At 62.3% G+C, this 16,378-nt stretch carries 13 protein-coding genes; 10 read left to right on the plus strand and 3 right to left on the minus strand.

What is annotated here, in order from left to right; translation table 11 throughout:
• Position 1: 1 nt before the first annotated feature.
• Together sirB1 and kdsA are read left to right on the plus strand one after the other, a co-directional pair.
• Positions 2-814, plus strand: coding sequence for an invasion regulator SirB1 (gene sirB1 / locus HMPREF3140_RS12425; protein ID WP_002910395.1), 813 nt, complete (start codon positions 2-4; stop codon positions 812-814).
• Positions 815-853: 39 nt separating this feature from the next.
• Entirely contained in the window at positions 854-1,708 is an 855-nt protein-coding gene (kdsA, locus tag HMPREF3140_RS12430; RefSeq protein ID WP_002910393.1) for a 3-deoxy-8-phosphooctulonate synthase, read from the plus strand.
• Positions 1,709-1,794: 86 nt separating this feature from the next.
• Here kdsA and chaA read toward each other — a convergent pair whose 3' ends face one another.
• Positions 1,795-2,895, minus strand: a complete 1,101-nt coding sequence (gene chaA, locus HMPREF3140_RS12435) for a sodium-potassium/proton antiporter ChaA (protein ID WP_002910392.1) — start codon at positions 2,893-2,895, stop codon at positions 1,795-1,797.
• A gap of 263 nt (positions 2,896-3,158) precedes the next feature.
• Between chaA and chaB the strand changes: the two genes are divergently transcribed.
• Positions 3,159-3,389 (plus strand): putative cation transport regulator ChaB, encoded by a 231-nt coding sequence (gene chaB, locus HMPREF3140_RS12440; protein WP_002910389.1) that lies wholly within the window; start codon positions 3,159-3,161, stop codon positions 3,387-3,389.
• Between the two features lie 136 nt (positions 3,390-3,525).
• Positions 3,526-4,206, plus strand: coding sequence for a gamma-glutamylcyclotransferase (locus HMPREF3140_RS12445; protein ID WP_004152258.1), 681 nt, complete (start codon positions 3,526-3,528; stop codon positions 4,204-4,206).
• Positions 4,207-4,423: 217 nt separating this feature from the next.
• On the opposite strand, the gene HMPREF3140_RS12450 is transcribed toward HMPREF3140_RS12445, so the two are convergent.
• Complete coding sequence (locus HMPREF3140_RS12450; RefSeq protein WP_002910387.1) at positions 4,424-4,666, minus strand: DUF1883 domain-containing protein; 243 nt, start codon at positions 4,664-4,666, stop codon at positions 4,424-4,426.
• Positions 4,667-4,903: 237 nt separating this feature from the next.
• Entirely contained in the window at positions 4,904-5,257 is a 354-nt protein-coding gene (locus tag HMPREF3140_RS12455; RefSeq protein ID WP_002910380.1) for a DsrE/DsrF/TusD sulfur relay family protein, read from the minus strand.
• Positions 5,258-5,324: 67 nt separating this feature from the next.
• On the opposite strand from HMPREF3140_RS12455, the gene nasR reads away from it, so the two are divergent.
• The 6 genes from nasR (at position 5,325) to HMPREF3140_RS12490 (ending at position 16,367) form a co-directional block, all read left to right on the plus strand.
• Positions 5,325-6,506 carry a nitrate regulatory protein NasR gene (nasR, locus tag HMPREF3140_RS12460; protein ID WP_004214922.1) on the plus strand — a complete coding sequence of 394 codons (1,182 nt, stop codon included), beginning with the start codon at positions 5,325-5,327 and terminating at the stop codon, positions 6,504-6,506.
• A gap of 242 nt (positions 6,507-6,748) precedes the next feature.
• Positions 6,749-8,005 carry a CmpA/NrtA family ABC transporter substrate-binding protein gene (locus HMPREF3140_RS12470; protein ID WP_032413026.1) on the plus strand — a complete coding sequence of 419 codons (1,257 nt, stop codon included), beginning with the start codon at positions 6,749-6,751 and terminating at the stop codon, positions 8,003-8,005.
• Between the two features lies 1 nt (position 8,006).
• Positions 8,007-8,891, plus strand: coding sequence for a nitrate ABC transporter permease (gene ntrB / locus HMPREF3140_RS12475; protein ID WP_004148772.1), 885 nt, complete (start codon positions 8,007-8,009; stop codon positions 8,889-8,891).
• Between the two features lie 9 nt (positions 8,892-8,900).
• Complete coding sequence (locus HMPREF3140_RS12480) at positions 8,901-9,689, plus strand: ABC transporter ATP-binding protein (protein ID WP_004145418.1); 789 nt, start codon at positions 8,901-8,903, stop codon at positions 9,687-9,689.
• Positions 9,690-9,699: 10 nt separating this feature from the next.
• Positions 9,700-13,767, plus strand: coding sequence for a nitrite reductase large subunit NirB (gene nirB / locus HMPREF3140_RS12485; RefSeq protein WP_077253734.1), 4,068 nt, complete (start codon positions 9,700-9,702; stop codon positions 13,765-13,767).
• Positions 13,767-16,367: a nitrate reductase gene (locus tag HMPREF3140_RS12490; RefSeq protein WP_004211119.1), complete on the plus strand. Its 2,601-nt coding sequence runs from the start codon at positions 13,767-13,769 to the stop codon at positions 16,365-16,367. The genes nirB and HMPREF3140_RS12490 overlap by 1 nt, the downstream gene beginning before the upstream one ends.
• Positions 16,368-16,378: the final 11 nt, after the last annotated feature.

A 16,378-nucleotide genomic window follows, 5' to 3' on the forward strand; every position in this document is an offset into this window, starting at 1 on the left:
CATGGGGTCATTAGCGGATTTCGAATTTAACAAAGCGCCATTGTGTGATGGCATGGTCCTCATTTCTGAACAGGTCCGCGACGATTTTCCGTCGCGTTTTGTCGAGGAAGAGCTGCAGCGATTGCTGCGCCTCGCGCAGGAGGAGATTGCGCCGTCGTGGGACCAGGAGCGCCAGATAGAACGATTGCTGGAGCTGTTTTACGACGAGTGGGGCTTTGGCGCCTCGCAGGGCGTGTATCGTCTTTCCGACGCGCTATGGCTGGATAAAGTGCTGGTTAACCGCCAGGGGAGCGCGGTGTCGTTAGGCGCGATCCTGCTGTGGATCGCCCAGCGCCTGGCGCTGCCGGTGGTGCCGGTGATCTTCCCGACCCAAATGCTGCTGCGTGCGGACCCGGAAACCAGCGAAGAGATGTGGCTGATTAATCCGTTTAACGGCGAGACCCTCGACGAGCATACCCTGGAGGTATGGCTGAAGGGCAACATCGGGCCGGTGGCGGAACTGTTTAATGAAGATCTCGACGAAGCGGATAACGCCGAGGTGATCCGCAAGCTGCTGGACACCCTGAAGTCGGCGCTGATGGAAGAGCGGCAGATGGAGCTGGCCCTGCGCGCCAGCGAAGCGCTGCTGCAGTTTAATCCGGAAGATCCGTATGAGATCCGCGACCGCGGGCTGATATACGCCCAGCTGGACTGCGATCACGTGGCGCTGTTGGATCTGAGCTATTTCGTTGAGCAGTGCCCGGAGGATCCGATCAGCGAGATGATCCGCGCGCAGATCAACACGATTTCGCATAAACAAATTACATTGCATTAGTCTGGAACCATTCCGGTTACACCCTGATAAGGCGAACTTATGAAACAAAAAGTGGTTAGCATTGGTGATATCAACGTAGCGAACGACCTGCCGTTCGTGCTGTTCGGCGGGATGAACGTGCTGGAGTCGCGCGACCTGGCGATGCGTATCTGCGAACATTATGTCACCGTTACGCAGAAGCTTGGTATTCCCTACGTCTTCAAAGCCTCCTTTGATAAAGCCAACCGTTCCTCCATCCACTCCTATCGTGGGCCGGGTCTGGAAGAAGGGATGAAGATTTTCCAGGAGCTGAAGCAGACCTTTGGCGTGAAAATCATCACCGACGTTCATGAAGCCAGCCAGGCGCAGCCGGTAGCTGACGTGGTGGACGTGATCCAGCTTCCGGCTTTCCTCGCGCGCCAGACTGACCTGGTGGAAGCGATGGCGAAGACCGGGGCGGTGATCAACGTCAAGAAGCCGCAGTTTGTCAGCCCGGGTCAGATGGGCAACATCGTCGATAAGTTTATCGAAGGGGGTAACGACAAAGTAATCCTCTGCGACCGCGGCGCGAACTTCGGTTACGACAACCTGGTCGTGGATATGCTCGGCTTCGGCGTGATGAAGAAAGCCTCCAACAACTCGCCGGTCATTTTCGACGTCACCCACGCGCTGCAGTGCCGCGACCCGTTTGGCGCAGCCTCCGGCGGTCGTCGTGCGCAGGTGAGCGAGCTGGCCCGCGCCGGTATGGCGGTAGGTATCGCCGGTCTGTTTATTGAAGCGCATCCGGATCCGGACCACGCGAAATGCGACGGCCCGTCCGCGCTGCCGCTGGATAAACTGGAGCCGTTCCTCAAACAGATGAAAGCGATTGACGATCTGGTGAAAAGCTTCGACGAGCTGGATACCAGCAAGTAAGCCTGACTGCATCAGTAAAAAAGCCTGCCGGCGTCAAAACCGGCAGGCTTTTTTTCGCCCGGACTCCGCCGGGTGGGAAAGCGGGGTCAGGCGAAAATGGTCATCAGATAGGCGGCGAACAGCGCCATGTGGGCCGCGCCGTTCAGCACATTGGTGCGTCCGGTGGAGAAGGAGATATGGCACAGCACCAGCGAGGCGACCATCACCACCATCTCCGGGGCGCCAAGGCCAAAGCGCAGCTCATTGCCGGTCAGGAAGGCGATGAGGGTGACCACCGGGACCGTCAGCGATATGGTGGCCAGCACGGAGCCGAAAAACAGATTCATCGCCCGCTGAACCTGATTGTTAAGCACCGCTTTCAGGGCGCCAAGGCCTTCCGGCGACAGGATCAGCAGAGCCACCAGGAAGCCTGTAAAGGCCACCGGGGCATTCATGCTGGTCAACAGCGTTTCCAGCGGGTTAGCGTTCATTTTGGTAACCGCGATCACTGCCACCAGGTGCACCAGCAGCCAGGCGGTATGCCACCCGCTGCTGTGGGCGGACGGTTTACCGTGGTGCGGGTCGTCATCGTCGCTGTCGTCTTCATGCTCATAAACAAACAGGCTCTGATGGGTTTTGGTCTGAATAAGCAGGAAAACGCCGTACATGGCCGCCGAAATTACCGCCACCAACAGCGATTGCCCGGTGCTGAAGTTCGCGCCCGGCAGCGCCATCGGAAAGACCAGCACGATAATCGCTAGCGGAAACAGGGCGATAAGATACTGCTTAATGCCGAACAGATTCATATATTGGGTGGCGAATTTACGCCCGCCCAGCAGCAGAGAGAAACCGACCAGACCGCCGGTGACGATCATAATAATGGAGTAGAGGGTATCCCGCATCAAGGTCGGCGCGGCGTCGCCGGTGGCCATTAAGGCAGAGATCAAACTGACCTCAAGGATAACCACCGACAGGCTTAAAATCAGGGAGCCATAGGGTTCGCCCAGGCGGTGGGCGAGGACGTCGGCGTGGCGGACCACGCTGAAGGCGCTGCTCAAAATGCCGACCAGTGCGAGGATATTGATCGCGATAACCACTGGCAGTGACTGGCTGCTGCCCCAGAAAAACAGCACCGCCAGCGCCAGCACCGGAAAGACGAGGGAAGACTCCTTATGGCGGGTTTTTACCGCCTCATGTGCATGGGTCATGAACCATCTCCATTTATGCAGGTGTTATAATTATAAAAACGTAGGGCGGTAAAGTAACAGATCTTGCTAAATTACCGCTGGTTTTTTACTTAAATTTACGGGTATCGAGGGATATCTTTATTAGTTTATTATAATTTATGTTTACTTATATTTAGTTCTTATTATTCAGATAATTACTAAAATAATTTTTCTACTCATTTTGACCTTGATAGCCAGCCGACTGCGTACCAGACTTAAACTTAATGCCTAAACAGGAGGTCAGTATGCCCTATCGCAGTAAACAAGAACTCCCCGACAGCGTTCAGCATGTACTGCCTGCCCATGCGCAGGAAATTTATAAAGAAGCGTTTAACAGCGCCTGGGATCAATATAAAGATAAAGACGAGCGGCGCGATGACGCCAGCCGCGAAGAGACGGCGCACAAAGTCGCCTGGGCGGCGGTGAAGAACAGCTATGAGAAAGGCGATGATGATAAGTGGCATAAGAAAAAATAATCGCTGACGCCGCTTTTTCGCTTGCCAGCGCCCCGCTGATTGCTTATTGAAAGATAAAGCTGGATAATATTTCAGCAATATTGACGGATGCATGAGACGAACGCCGGGAAGCGGGCAGTGGCGGAGGTAGTAAACAGTGTTAACTCGTGATTTCTTAATGAATGCGGATTGTAAGACAGCGTTTGGCGCTATTGAGGAATCGCTACTCTGGTCGGCAGAACAACGTGCAGCCTCGCTGGCGGCGACGCTGGCCTGCCGCCCGGATGATGGCTCAGTATGGATCTTTGGCTACGGTTCGCTTATCTGGAACCCGGCGCTCAATTATCGCGAGTCCTGCACCGGCACGCTGCCGGGCTGGCACCGCGCGTTTTGCCTGCGGTTGACCGCCGGGCGCGGTAGTGCCTGCCAGCCGGGACGCATGCTGGCTCTCAAAGAGGGCGGCCGAACCACCGGCGTCGCCTATCGTCTGCCTGACGACACGCTGGAGGAGGAGCTGACCCTGCTGTGGAAGCGGGAGATGATCACCGGCTGCTATCTGCCCACCTGGTGCAAGCTGGAGCTGGACGACGGACGGACGGTGAATGCCCTGGTGTTTATTATGGATCCGCGCCATCCACTGTTTGAACCGGATACCAGTGCCCAGGTTATCGCCCCGCTGATCGCCCGGGCCAGCGGGCCGCTCGGCACCAACGCCCAGTATCTGTTTTCGCTTGAGCAGGCGCTGCGCAAGCTGGGCATGCACGATGCCAGTCTCGATGACCTGGTGGCCAGCGTCCGCGCGCTGTTGGGCGAGAGTCCGACGCCGGGCCTGGCCTGAGCGCGCGCAAAAGAAAACGCCCGGCATGACCGGGCGTCCGATTGCTGACCAGTAAGGAAAAAGCGTGGTTTTTCCTTACTGGTGGTTATCAGCCGAAAATCAATAAATTGATTTTCCTTGTTATTTTTCTGGTGCAATCTGCAAGTACAATGATTGCATGAGGTTTGTCATGAATCTCACGCCCGGCATGACCGGGCGTGTGTTCTGGCAGTGACGGTCAGGCCGGCACGTAGCTGATGGAGTGCTCCAGCGACTGGCTGTGACTGTCGATAAGCACGTTCCAGGTGCCGCTGTAGGGCACCGTCAGATATGCGCTGTCCCGATCCTGCACGCTCAGAATATCCGCATGACTGTCGCCCGGGACCTTCGCGCTCATCAGATGAATATGGCAGCGCTCTGAGCACCGCACCACCAGCGTGTCACCACCAAATAACGTCAAACTTGCTTTAACCATCGCCATTTTATACCCCGTTTCTGTCCCGCTACAGCATCCTGCCCACCCAGTCCTCGCGTGATATTGTTCACACTTTGCTCTGTGCATCACACCAAACGGCGCGGGTCGGGATGCTGATTTTGATCAAAAAAAGGGATAAAGATTAAACAAAAATGACGTTGTTCCTGAAAGCATTCAGCTAACGTTTTTTTTACCTCTGCAGGCGGCGAAACCTGATATTTCCTGCCGTTTGGCGCCCCAGATTCAGAAGGTCAGCACTTTATCTGCCGCCAGGGTCCACTGGGCCAGCTCAACGAGAGTGCCAACCTCCACGCCGTCAACCAGCGGCAGTGCGCTGACCCCGCGGCCGTCCGCGCAGGTTTTACACAGCTTCACGGGAACCTGCTGGGCGGTGAGGATCTCCAGCATCTGCTGCACATTATACCCTTCTGCCGGCTTCTGCCCCCGCAGCCCGGCGGTGACGGCGTCGGACATCAGAAACAGCTTGAGATCGAGGTCGGACTGCTGCTCGCGCAGGGCAATGGCCAGGCGCAGGCTGTTGAACAGGGATTCGCTGCCGTAGGCGGCGCCGTTGGCGATGATCACAATACGTTGCATACAAACTCCTTCTTAAAGGCACGGTTATTGCTTTAGGCAGTATAAAGCGTTAACCCGGAGGAGGGGTATGAATAATACGACTGGTCATGCGCACGATGCGACGGCCTGGCTGCAGCTGGCGCGTCGCCTGCAAAAACAACAGCTTCAGCAGCTTAGCCAACTGGGGGAACTGGCCAGCCAGCTCAGCGCGCTGGTGCATATGCTGCAGTGTGAGCGCGGGGCGTCGAATATCTATCTTTGCTCGGGCGGCTTGCTGTATACAGCGGAGTGTCGGGCGGGAGGGGCGCTGGTTGACGAGCGGCTAGCCCTGTTTTATGCCAGCCTCGAACGGGCGCGCGCGGTAGCCGGCAGCGCGCTGTGCTGGCGTATCGCCAGAGCGGTTGACGAGCTGGCGCAGCTCCCGGCGCTACGCGCGCAGATCGGCCGCCGGCAAATTGCCGCTGAAGCCGCGACGGAGCAGTTCAGCCGCGTCATCCGCCATCTGCTGAACATCGCCCCGCAGCTCAATGACAGCATTGACGATCCGCCGGTGGCTGGTCGGATGGTCGCCCTGTACAGCTTTATGCAGGGAAAAGAGCTGGTGGGCCAGGAGCGCGCGCTGGGAGCATTGGGCTTTACCCGCGGCGAGTTCAGCGACAGCCTGCGCCAGCAGCTGGTGGACCGTATTGACGGTCAGCAGCCCTGCTTCGACAGCTTTCAGGCGCTGGGCAGCCCGGCGACCGTCCAGTTGTTCAGAACCCAGTGCCACGCCGGTCTGGATATTGAACAGCTGCGGCGGATCGCCTGTACCCGCCAGCCGGCTGCCGACGGCGGGGAAACGGCGCTGCGCTGGTTTGGTCTGCAAACCCAACGGCTTGAGCAACTGCGCGAAGTGGAAGAGCAACTGATCGACGATCTGCTGGATGCCACCGACGCGCTGTTAGCAGACGACGCGCCTGGCTGGCAGGCCGGAGAGGAAGACGATAGCGTGACGCCACGGCTCGATAAACAGCTACTGCCGCTGGTGCGCCAGCAGGCCTATGAGCTACAGCAGCTCTCCAGCCAGCTGGCCTCGCTGAAAGACGCGCTCGAAGAGCGCAAGCTGATCGAAAAAGCGAAAAGTCTGCTGATGACGCACCAGGGAATGCAGGAGGAGCAGGCCTGGCAGACGCTGCGCAAGATGGCCATGGACAAAAATCAGCGCATGGTTGAGATAGCCCGCGCGCTGCTGATGGTGAAGGCGATTTGGCCGCTAACACCAAAGGAGTAGATGCACAATCGATGGGCATTCTTTGCCTGCCGGCGGTGCACTTTTAGGTGAAAAACCGGCCAGCGTTGGGAAAAAGCCCGCCAGCGCGCTATTGCCAAAGCTGGCATCCCGTTTGCATTACTTATTAAGTGAATAAAAGTCCGGGCAACGAACCAATGGCGGTTCGGGTGTCCGTGGATAAAGGCGTCCTGCAGTGCGTATGCACTGTCGGGCGCTTTTTTTTTGCGCATGGTGGAGCGGATATGGGCGACAAATTTTCAATTTCCCGGCGGCGCTTGCTGCAGGCAGGGGCCGCGCTGGGCGGCGCGATGCTGCTGCCGGGCGTGATGCAGGCCGCCTGGGCCGGCGGCTCGGACAAACCGGAGCAAACCCGCGTGCGGGTCGGATTTATTCCGCTGACCGATTGCGCGCCGCTGGCCATCGCCGCGGCGAAGGGGTTTGACCAAAAATATGGCATCACCCTGGTGGCGAGTAAGGAAGCCAGCTGGGCGGCGGTGCGCGACAAGCTGGTGGCCGGCGAGCTCGACGCGGCGCATATTCTCTATGGCCTGCTGTACGGCCTCGAACTGGGGATCGCCAGCAAGCCGCAGGCGATGGCCAATTTGATGACCCTCAACCGCAATGGCCAGGCGATTACCCTCTCCAGCGAGCTGCAGGAGAAAGGGGTGACCGACCTCGGCGGGCTGAAGCGGCTGATCGACCGCAGCCCGCCGGGCAGTTACACCTTCGCCCATACCTTTCCTACCGGCACCCATGCCATGTGGCTTTACTACTGGCTGGCGAGCGCCGGCATCGATCCTTTCAACGATGTGCGCACCGTCGTGGTGCCGCCGCCGCAGATGGTGATGAACATGCGCATCGGCAATATGAGCGGCTTTTGCGTCGGCGAGCCGTGGAACGCCCGCGCTATTAACGACCGTATCGGCTTCACTGCGGCCACTTCCCAGGATATCTGGCCCGAGCATCCGGAAAAGGTGCTGGGCACCCGTCGCGACTGGGTGGAACGCAACCCGAACACCGCCCGCGCGCTGGTGGCGGCCCTGATGGAGGCGCAGCGTTGGATCGCCGCCTCGCCGGAGAACACCCGGGAGACGGCCTGCCTGCTCGCCAGACGCGGCTGGCTCAATACCAAGGAGCAATACCTCACCGGCCGGATGCTTGGAGAGTATGACAACGGCCTTGGCCGCCGCTGGCAGGATGCCCATCCGATGCGCTTCTGGGCCGGGGGCGAGGTGAGTTTCCCGTGGCTGTCGGACGGGATGTGGTTCCTCACCCAGTTCCGCCGCTGGGGGTTGCTGAAGCAGGCTCCGGATTACCTCGCGGTGGCGTCGCGCATTAACCGCATCGATGTCTGGCAGGCTGCCGCCCAGGCGGTAGGAGGGATCAGCGCGCCGGCAGCCAGGATGCGCAGCAGCACACTAATGGACGGGACGGTATGGAACGGGTCCGACCCGGAAGGCTACGCCCGCCATTTCTCTATTCAACGTAAGGGGGCATGAGATGAAGCAGGCACAACGTAAGCAACCGGTCGTCAGCGTGGACAACGCGCCTGGCGAAGTGATTATCCTGCCGCCGGTGCAGGTCCGGCGCACCACGCCGGCCGTCACGCGCTGGCTGCGTGAGCTCACCCAGCGCCTGCTGCCCCCGCTATTGGGGCTGGGTGTGCTGCTGCTGGCCTGGCAGCTGGCGGCGATGCATAGCAAAGGCTTTCCCACGCCGCTGAGCACGCTGGACTCGGCGCTGACCCTGTTTGCCGATCCGTTCTATCAGGACGGGCCCAATGACATGGGCATCGGCTGGAACGTGCTGGCCTCCCTGCAGCGCGTGGCGGTGGGCTTCGGCCTGGCGGCGCTGGCGGGCATTCCGCTGGGGTTTTTGATCGGCCGTTCGCTGTTCTTCGCCCGCATGTTTAATCCGCTGATTGCTCTGCTGCGCCCGGTCAGCCCGCTGGCCTGGCTGCCGATTGGCCTGCTGCTGTTCCAGAAGGCGGAGCCGGCTTCCAGCTGGACCATTTTTATCTGCTCCATCTGGCCGATGGTGATCAACACCGCGGAGGGTGTGCGGCGGATCCCGCAGGACTATCTCAACGTCGCCCGCGTCCTCCAGCTCTCGGAGTGGACGGTGATGCGCAAAATCCTCTTTCCGGCGGTGCTGCCGGCGGTGCTTACCGGCGTGCGCCTCTCCATCGGCATCGCCTGGCTGGTGATCGTGGCGGCGGAAATGCTTACCGGCGGGCTGGGGATCGGCTTCTGGATCTGGAACGAGTGGAACAACCTCAATGTGGAAAACATCATCATCGCCATCGTCATTATCGGCGTCGTCGGCCTGCTGCTGGAGCAGGGCCTGATGCTGCTCGCTCGCCGCTTTAGCTGGCAGGAAAAATAAGGAGCCAACATGAAACCATTAATTCAGGTGCAGGCCGTCAGCCAACGCTTCAACACCGCCAGCGGCGAGTTCCTGGCGCTGCAGAATGTCTCCTTCGATATCGTCGAAGGGGAGACCATTAGCCTGATCGGCCACTCGGGTTGCGGAAAATCGACCCTGCTGAACCTGATCGCCGGGATCACCACCCCTACCGAGGGCGGACTACTATGTGATAACCGGGAAATCGCCGGTCCCGGGCCGGAGCGGGCGGTGGTTTTCCAGAACCACTCGCTGCTGCCGTGGCTGAGCTGTTTCGACAATGTGGCGCTGGCGGTGGATCAGGTGTTCCGTCGCACCATGAGCAAGAGTGAGCGCCGGGAGTGGATCGAACACAACCTGGCGCGCGTACAGATGGGTCATGCGCTGCACAAACGTCCCGGGGAGATCTCCGGCGGCATGAAGCAGCGGGTGGGTATCGCCCGGGCGCTGGCGATGAAGCCGAAAGTGCTGCTGCTTGATGAGCCCTTCGGCGCCCTGGACGCGCTGACCCGCGCCCACCTCCAGGACACGGTGATGCATATCCAGCAGGAGCTCAATACCACCATCGTCATGATCACCCACGACGTTGATGAAGCGGTGCTGCTCTCGGATCGGGTGCTGATGATGACCAACGGTCCGGCGGCGACGGTCGGCGAGATCCTCGCGGTCGATCTGCCGCGTCCGCGCCACCGCGTTCAGCTGGCGGACGACAGCCGGTATCACCATCTGCGCCAGCAGATCCTCCATTTCCTGTATGAAAAACAGCCGAAAGCAGCGTAAGGAGGCGGTCATGACGCGGCGACTGGTGGTGATCGGTAACGGCATGGCGGCCACCCGGCTGGTGCAGCGGCTGGTTGAGCGCGACCCCGCGCGGTTTGCCATTACCGTCGTCGGCGACGAGCCGCACCCGGCCTATAACCGCATTCAGCTCTCGCCGCTGCTGGCAGGTGAAAAAACGGCGGCGCAGATCCCGTTGCTGCCGGCGGAGTGGTACACCCGGCACGGGGTGTGCCTGCGGTCTGGCGAGGCGGTCGATGAAGTCGATATTCAGCAACGGCGGCTGCGCATCGCGGAAACCTGGCTGCCGTGGGATGAGCTGGTGTTCGCCACCGGTTCGCGGCCCTTTATCCCGCCGCTGCCGGGCATTGATCGTCCGCAGGTTATGCCCTTCCGCACCCTGGCGGACGTGGAACGTATTCTGGCGATACCCGGCCCGGCGGTGGTGATTGGCGGTGGCGTGCTGGGGGTGGAAGCGGCGGCGGCGCTGCGTCGTCACGGCGGAGAGGTCACTCTTCTGCATCGCGGCAGCGGATTAATGGCGCCGCTGACCGACGCTTTTGCCGCCGATGAGCTCAGGCAGCAGCTTGAAGCGCGCGGCATTCGCTGCGTGCTGGAGTGCCGCATCGCCGCCATCGACGCCGATGGCGTGCGGCTGGCGGACGGGCGCGTATTCCGCGCCGCCAGAGTGGTGCTGGCTACCGGCGTGCAGCCTGACAGCCGTCTGGCGGCGCAGTCCGGCGTGCTGTGCCAGCGGGGGATCGTGGTCGACCGTCAGATGGCCTCCTCGCTGCCGGGGATCAGCGCCATCGGCGAATGTTGCGAAATTGACGGCCAGACCTGGGGACTGGTGGCTCCCTGCCTGCGTCAGGCCGAGGTGCTGGCGGATCGCCTGTGCGGCGCCCCCGGCGAGGGCTTTGTCTGGCAGGACGCCGGGACCCGCCTGAAGGTCACCGGCATTGAACTCTTTAGCGCTGGCGAGCAGCAGGCCGGCGAACAGGATGACATTTATACCAGCTGGGACCCCATCGACCGCCACTATCGCCGCCTGCTGCTGCGCGATGGCCGCCTGCGCGGCGTGCTGCTGATGGGCGACTGCACCGCCGCCGCCGCGCTCACCGCGCGCCTGGAAAGCGATGAGCCTGCCACCGTGGACTGGCTTTTTGACCCCTCTTCAACGCAGCCGCAGGCTGCAGGAATAATGACGATGACGAAACCTGTATTAGTGCTGGTGGGACATGGCATGGTCGGCCACCATTTTCTCGAACAATGCGTGAGCCGCAATCTGCATCAGCAATATCGAATCGTGGTGTTTGGCGAAGAGCGTTACCCCGCCTACGACCGGGTACATCTCTCCGAGTATTTTGCCGGACGCAGCGCCGAGTCGCTGTCGCTGGCGGCCGGGGATTTCTTTATTGAACACGGTATTGAACTCCGCCTCGGCGAGGCGGTGGCGACCATCGACCGCGACGCACGGCTGGTACGGGACGCCGAGGGGCATGAAATCCACTGGGATAAACTGGTGCTGGCGACCGGCTCGTATCCCTTTGTTCCGCCAATCCCCGGTAACGATCTCGCGGGGTGCTTTGTCTACCGCACTCTTGACGATCTCGACCGTATCGCCGCCCATGCCGCCGCGGCGAAGAGCGGGGTGGTTATCGGCGGCGGGCTGCTCGGGCTGGAGGCGGCCAACGCCCTGAAACAGCTGGGGCTGGAGACGCAGGTGGTGGAGTTTGCCCCGAACCTGATGGCCGTCCAGCTGGATAACGGCGGGGCGGCGATGCTCCGGGAGAAGATCGTCGCCCTCGGCGTGGGGGTGCATACCAGCAAAGCGACCACCGCCATCGTGCGCGAGGCCGACGGCCTGCGGCTGAACTTTGCCGACGGCGGCGCGTTGCGGACCGACATGGTGGTCTTCTCGGCGGGGATCCGCCCGCAGGACGCGCTGGCCCGCGGCTGCGCGCTGCAGGTGGGCGAACGCGGGGGAATTCACATCGACGGCCAGTGCCGTACCTCTGACCCGGACGTGCTGGCGATAGGCGAATGCGCCCTGTGGGACAATAAAATTTACGGTCTGGTGGCGCCGGGCTATCAGATGGCGCGCATCGCCGCGGCCACTCTCGCAGGAGAGGACGCCTGCTTTAGCGGCGCCGATATGAGCACCAAACTGAAGCTGCTGGGGGTCGACGTGGCCTCGTTTGGCGATGCGCAGGGGCGCACGCCGGGCTGTCAGAGCTATCAATGGACCGACGGTCCGCAGCAGATTTACAAAAAAATCGTCGTCAGTCAGGACGGCAAAGCCCTGCTTGGCGGCGTGCTGGTGGGGGATGCCAGCGACTATGCCACGCTGCTGCAGATGATGCTGAACGGCATGGCGCTGCCGCCGCGTCCGGAGAGTCTGATCCTGCCCGCGCTGGAGGGAGCCGCGCCGAAGGCGCTCGGCGTCGCGGCGCTGCCGGACAGCGCGCCGATCTGCTCCTGCCATAACGTTAGCAAAGGCGATATCTGCCAGGCGGTGAACAATGGGGCGGGGGATATGTCGGCGATAAAAAGCTGCACCAGAGCGGCTACCGGCTGCGGCGGCTGCAGCGCGCTGGTGAAACAGGTGATGGAGTATCAGCTGGCGGAGCAGGGCGTCGAAGTGAAAAAAGACGTCTGCGAACATTTCCCGTGGTCGCGCCAGGAGATCTACCACCTGGTGCGGGTTAACCATATCCATACCTTCGAGCAGTTGATTAGCCGCTACGGCCAGGGGCACGGCTGCGATGTCTGCAAACCGCTGGTGGCCTCGGTGCTGGCCTCCTGCTGGAACGAGTACCTGCTGAAGCCGGCGCACCTGCCGCTGCAGGATACCAACGACCGCTATTTCGCCAATATCCAGAAGGACGGGAGCTATTCGGTGGTGCCGCGGATGGCGGCAGGGGAAGTGACGCCGGACGGACTGATCGCCATCGGGCAGATCGCCAAACGTTACCAGCTCTACAGCAAAGTGACCGGCGGCCAGCGCATCGACCTGTTTGGCGCGCGGCTGGAACAGCTGCCGGCTATCTGGCGCGAGCTGGCCGACGCCGGGTTTGAAACCGGCCACGCCTACGGCAAGTCGCTGCGCACGGTGAAATCCTGCGTCGGCTCAACCTGGTGTCGCTACGGCGTGCAAGACTCCACCGGGCTCGCGGTACGGCTCGAGCATCGCTATAAAGGGCTACGCGCCCCGCACAAAATCAAGATGGCGGTCTCCGGCTGCACCCGCGAATGCGCTGAAGCCCAGGGGAAAGATATCGGGGTGATTGCCACCGACAAAGGCTGGAATCTGTACGTCTGCGGCAACGGCGGGATGAAACCGCGTCACGCCGACCTGTTTGCCAGCGATCTCGACGAAGCGACGCTGATCCGCAGCATCGATCGTCTGCTGATGTTCTATATCCGTACCGCCGATCGCCTGCAGCGAACCAGCACCTGGATGGATAACCTGGAGGGCGGCGTCGCCTATCTGCGGCAGGTGGTGCTGGAGGATAGTCTTGGCATTGGCGAGGAGCTGGAGCAGGAGATGGCCCGGATCGTCGACAGCTACCAGTGCGAGTGGCAGACCACCCTCAACGATCCGCAGCGTCTGGCGCTGTTCCGCTCCTTCGTTAATAGCGACCAGCCCGACGAGGCTGTGCAGCGCCGCGATCTGCGCGGTCAGCCGCAGCCGCTGCTGACTGAGACGTTGCCCGAAGGCGAACTCCCATCCCGACCGTGGCAGGCGGTATGCGACCTTGACGCCATTCCGGCGCAGGCGGGGATCGGCGCCCGCTTAGGGGAGCGGCAGATTGCCCTGTTCCGCTTCGGCGAGCGGGTCTACGCCCTCGACAACCGCGAGCCGGGCAGCGCGGCCAACGTGCTGTCGCGTGGGCTGTTAGGGGACGTCGGCGGCGAGCCGGTGGTGATCTCCCCGCTGTACAAACAGCGGATACGCCTGCGCGACGGCTGGCCGTGCGACGGCGACGAACAGGCGGTACGCGCCTGGCCGGTGAAAGTAGAAAACGGCAAAGTGTGGGTGGGCAACCAGCAGCTGCTGGCCCGCGCGGAGGCCTCCTGATGAAGACCATCCGAACGACCTGCCCCTACTGCGGCGTAGGCTGCGGGGTGCTGGCGAGCGTGGACGACGCGGGGCAGGTGAGCGTGCGCGGCGACGATCAGCACCCGGCGAACCTCGGCCGTCTGTGCGTCAAAGGGGCCGCCTTAGGGGAGACCACGGGCCTGGCGGGGCGGCTGCTGACGCCGGAGGTCGACGGCCAGCAGGTAGCCTGGCCTCAGGCGCTGGCGGAAACCGCTGCGCGCCTGAGACAGATCATCGACCAGCACGGACCGCAAGCGGTGGCCTTTTACGCCTCCGGCCAGCTGTTAACGGAGGATTACTATGCCGCCAATAAGCTGATGAAAGGGTTTATCGGCGCGGCGAACATCGATACCAATTCACGGCTGTGCATGTCGTCAGCGGTCACTGGCTACAAGCGGGCCTTTGGCGCCGACGTGGTGCCCTGCAGCTACGATGATGTGGAAAACAGCGATCTGGTGGTGCTGGTCGGCTCGAACGCCGCCTGGGCGCATCCGGTGCTGTTCCAGCGGCTGGCGCAGGCGAAGCGGGATAATCCCCGATTGCGGATCGTGGCGATCGACCCCCGACGCACCGCTACCTGCGAGATCGCCGACCGCCATCTGGCGCTGGCCCCCGGAAGCGACGGCGGGTTGTTTGCGGGGCTGCTTAACGCCCTGGCTGAGGCAGGAGCCTGCGTCGATGGCTTTCGCGACGGCCCGCAGGCGCTGGCCGCCGCCCGCGGCTGGGACGTGGCGAGGGTGGCGGCCTTTTGCGGTCTGCCTGCCGATGAGGTGGCGGGATTCTATCGCGAGTTCATCGCCGCCCCGCGGGCGATCACCCTCTACACCATGGGAATCAATCAATCCGCCAGCGGCAGCGACAAATGTAACGCCATCATCAACGTCCATCTGGCCAGCGGGAAGTATGGCCGCCGCGGCTGCGGCCCCTTTTCGCTGACCGGTCAACCCAACGCCATGGGCGGCCGCGAAGTCGGCGGGCTGGCGACGATGCTGGCGGCGCACATGGATTTTGTGCCAGACGATCTGCAGCGGCTGGCCCGCTTCTGGGGGACGGAACGGCTGGCGCAGACCCCCGGGCTGACCGCCGTGGAGCTGTTTGCCGCCATTGGCCGCGGCGAGGTCAAAGCGGTCTGGATCATGGGTACCAACCCGGTGGTGTCGCTCCCTGACAGCCACGCGGTGAGCCAGGCGCTGGCCGCCTGTCCGCTGGTGATCGTCTCGGATGTCGCCGCCCAGACCGATACCGGACGTTTCGCCCACATCCGCTTTCCGGCGCTGGCCTGGGGCGAGAAGAATGGCACGGTCACCAACTCGGAGCGGCGGATATCCCGTCAGCGCAGCTTTCTGCCGCCGCCGGGGGAGGCGAAAGCGGACTGGTGGATCATCGCCAGAGTGGGCCAGGCGCTGGGGTATCGCGAGGCGTTTGCCTGGCAGCATCCGCATGACGTCTTCCGCGAGCATGCGGCGCTGTCCGGTTTCGAAAACGACGGCCAGCGGGCGTTTGATATCGGCGCGCTGGCGGATCTCAGCCGTGAGGCGTGGGACGCCATGCCGCCGGTGCGCTGGCCGGTCAGCCGCAGCGAGGCCGCCTGGGATATCACGCGCGGCTGGCATGGCGATGGCAGGCTGCGGATGGTGCCGGTGACGCCTCAACCGACCCGGGCGACAACCGATGCCTTTTATCCGCTGATCCTCAACAGCGGGCGGATCCGCGATCAGTGGCACACCATGACCCGTACCGGCGCGGTGCCGCGGCTGATGCAGCATATCGCGGAGCCAATGGTGGAGGTGGCGCCGCAGGATGCCGTTCGCTATCAGCTTCCCGCTGACGGGCTGGCGCGGATCTGGTCGCGGCATGGGGTGATGGTGGCGAAAGTGGCGATCAGCGAAGGGCAGCGCCCCGGCTCGCTGTTTGTTCCGATGCACTGGAACAACCAGTTTGCCCGTCAGGGGCGGGTGAATAACCTGCTGGCCGCCGTCACGGACCCGTATTCCGGCCAGCCGGAAAGTAAACAGGCGGCGGTGGCGATCGCCGCCTGGCAACCGGCCTGGCACAGCGAGCTTTTTTGCCGCGAACCGCTACCATTTCCTGCGGCCTGGCACTGGCGGCGGCGGGCGGCGCCAGGCGTGCTGCACTACTCGCTGGCCGGGGAGGCATCTGCCCGACAGTGGCTCAGCGCGTGGTGCGCCCGGCGCGGCTGGCAGTTACAGGTGGCTGACGGCGGCGCGGTGTGGAACCTGCTGGCCTGGCATCAGGGAAGGCTGATGCTCGGCTGGTGGAGCGATGCGCGCGAGCCGGCGGTGGATTGCGCATGGATAAGCGCTGCCTTTGCCGCGCCGCCGTCCGATGCTGCCCAACGACATGCCTTGCTTAGCGGCCGACCGGGCGCCGCCGTCGCGCCGCGGGGGCGGATCGTCTGCAGCTGCTTTGGGGTGGGGGAATGGTCAATTAACGAGGCCATCGCCAGCGGCTGCGCCAGCGTCGGGGCGCTGGGTGGGAAGCTGAAATGCGGGACCAACTGCGGCTCTTGCGTGCCGGAGCTCAACGCGCTGCTGGCGGCGCAACGAACCCGGGCGTAACGGTGGCGCGC

Source organism: Klebsiella sp. HMSC16A12, from assembly GCF_001808265.1.
Lineage (GTDB): Bacteria > Pseudomonadota > Gammaproteobacteria > Enterobacterales > Enterobacteriaceae > Klebsiella > Klebsiella pneumoniae.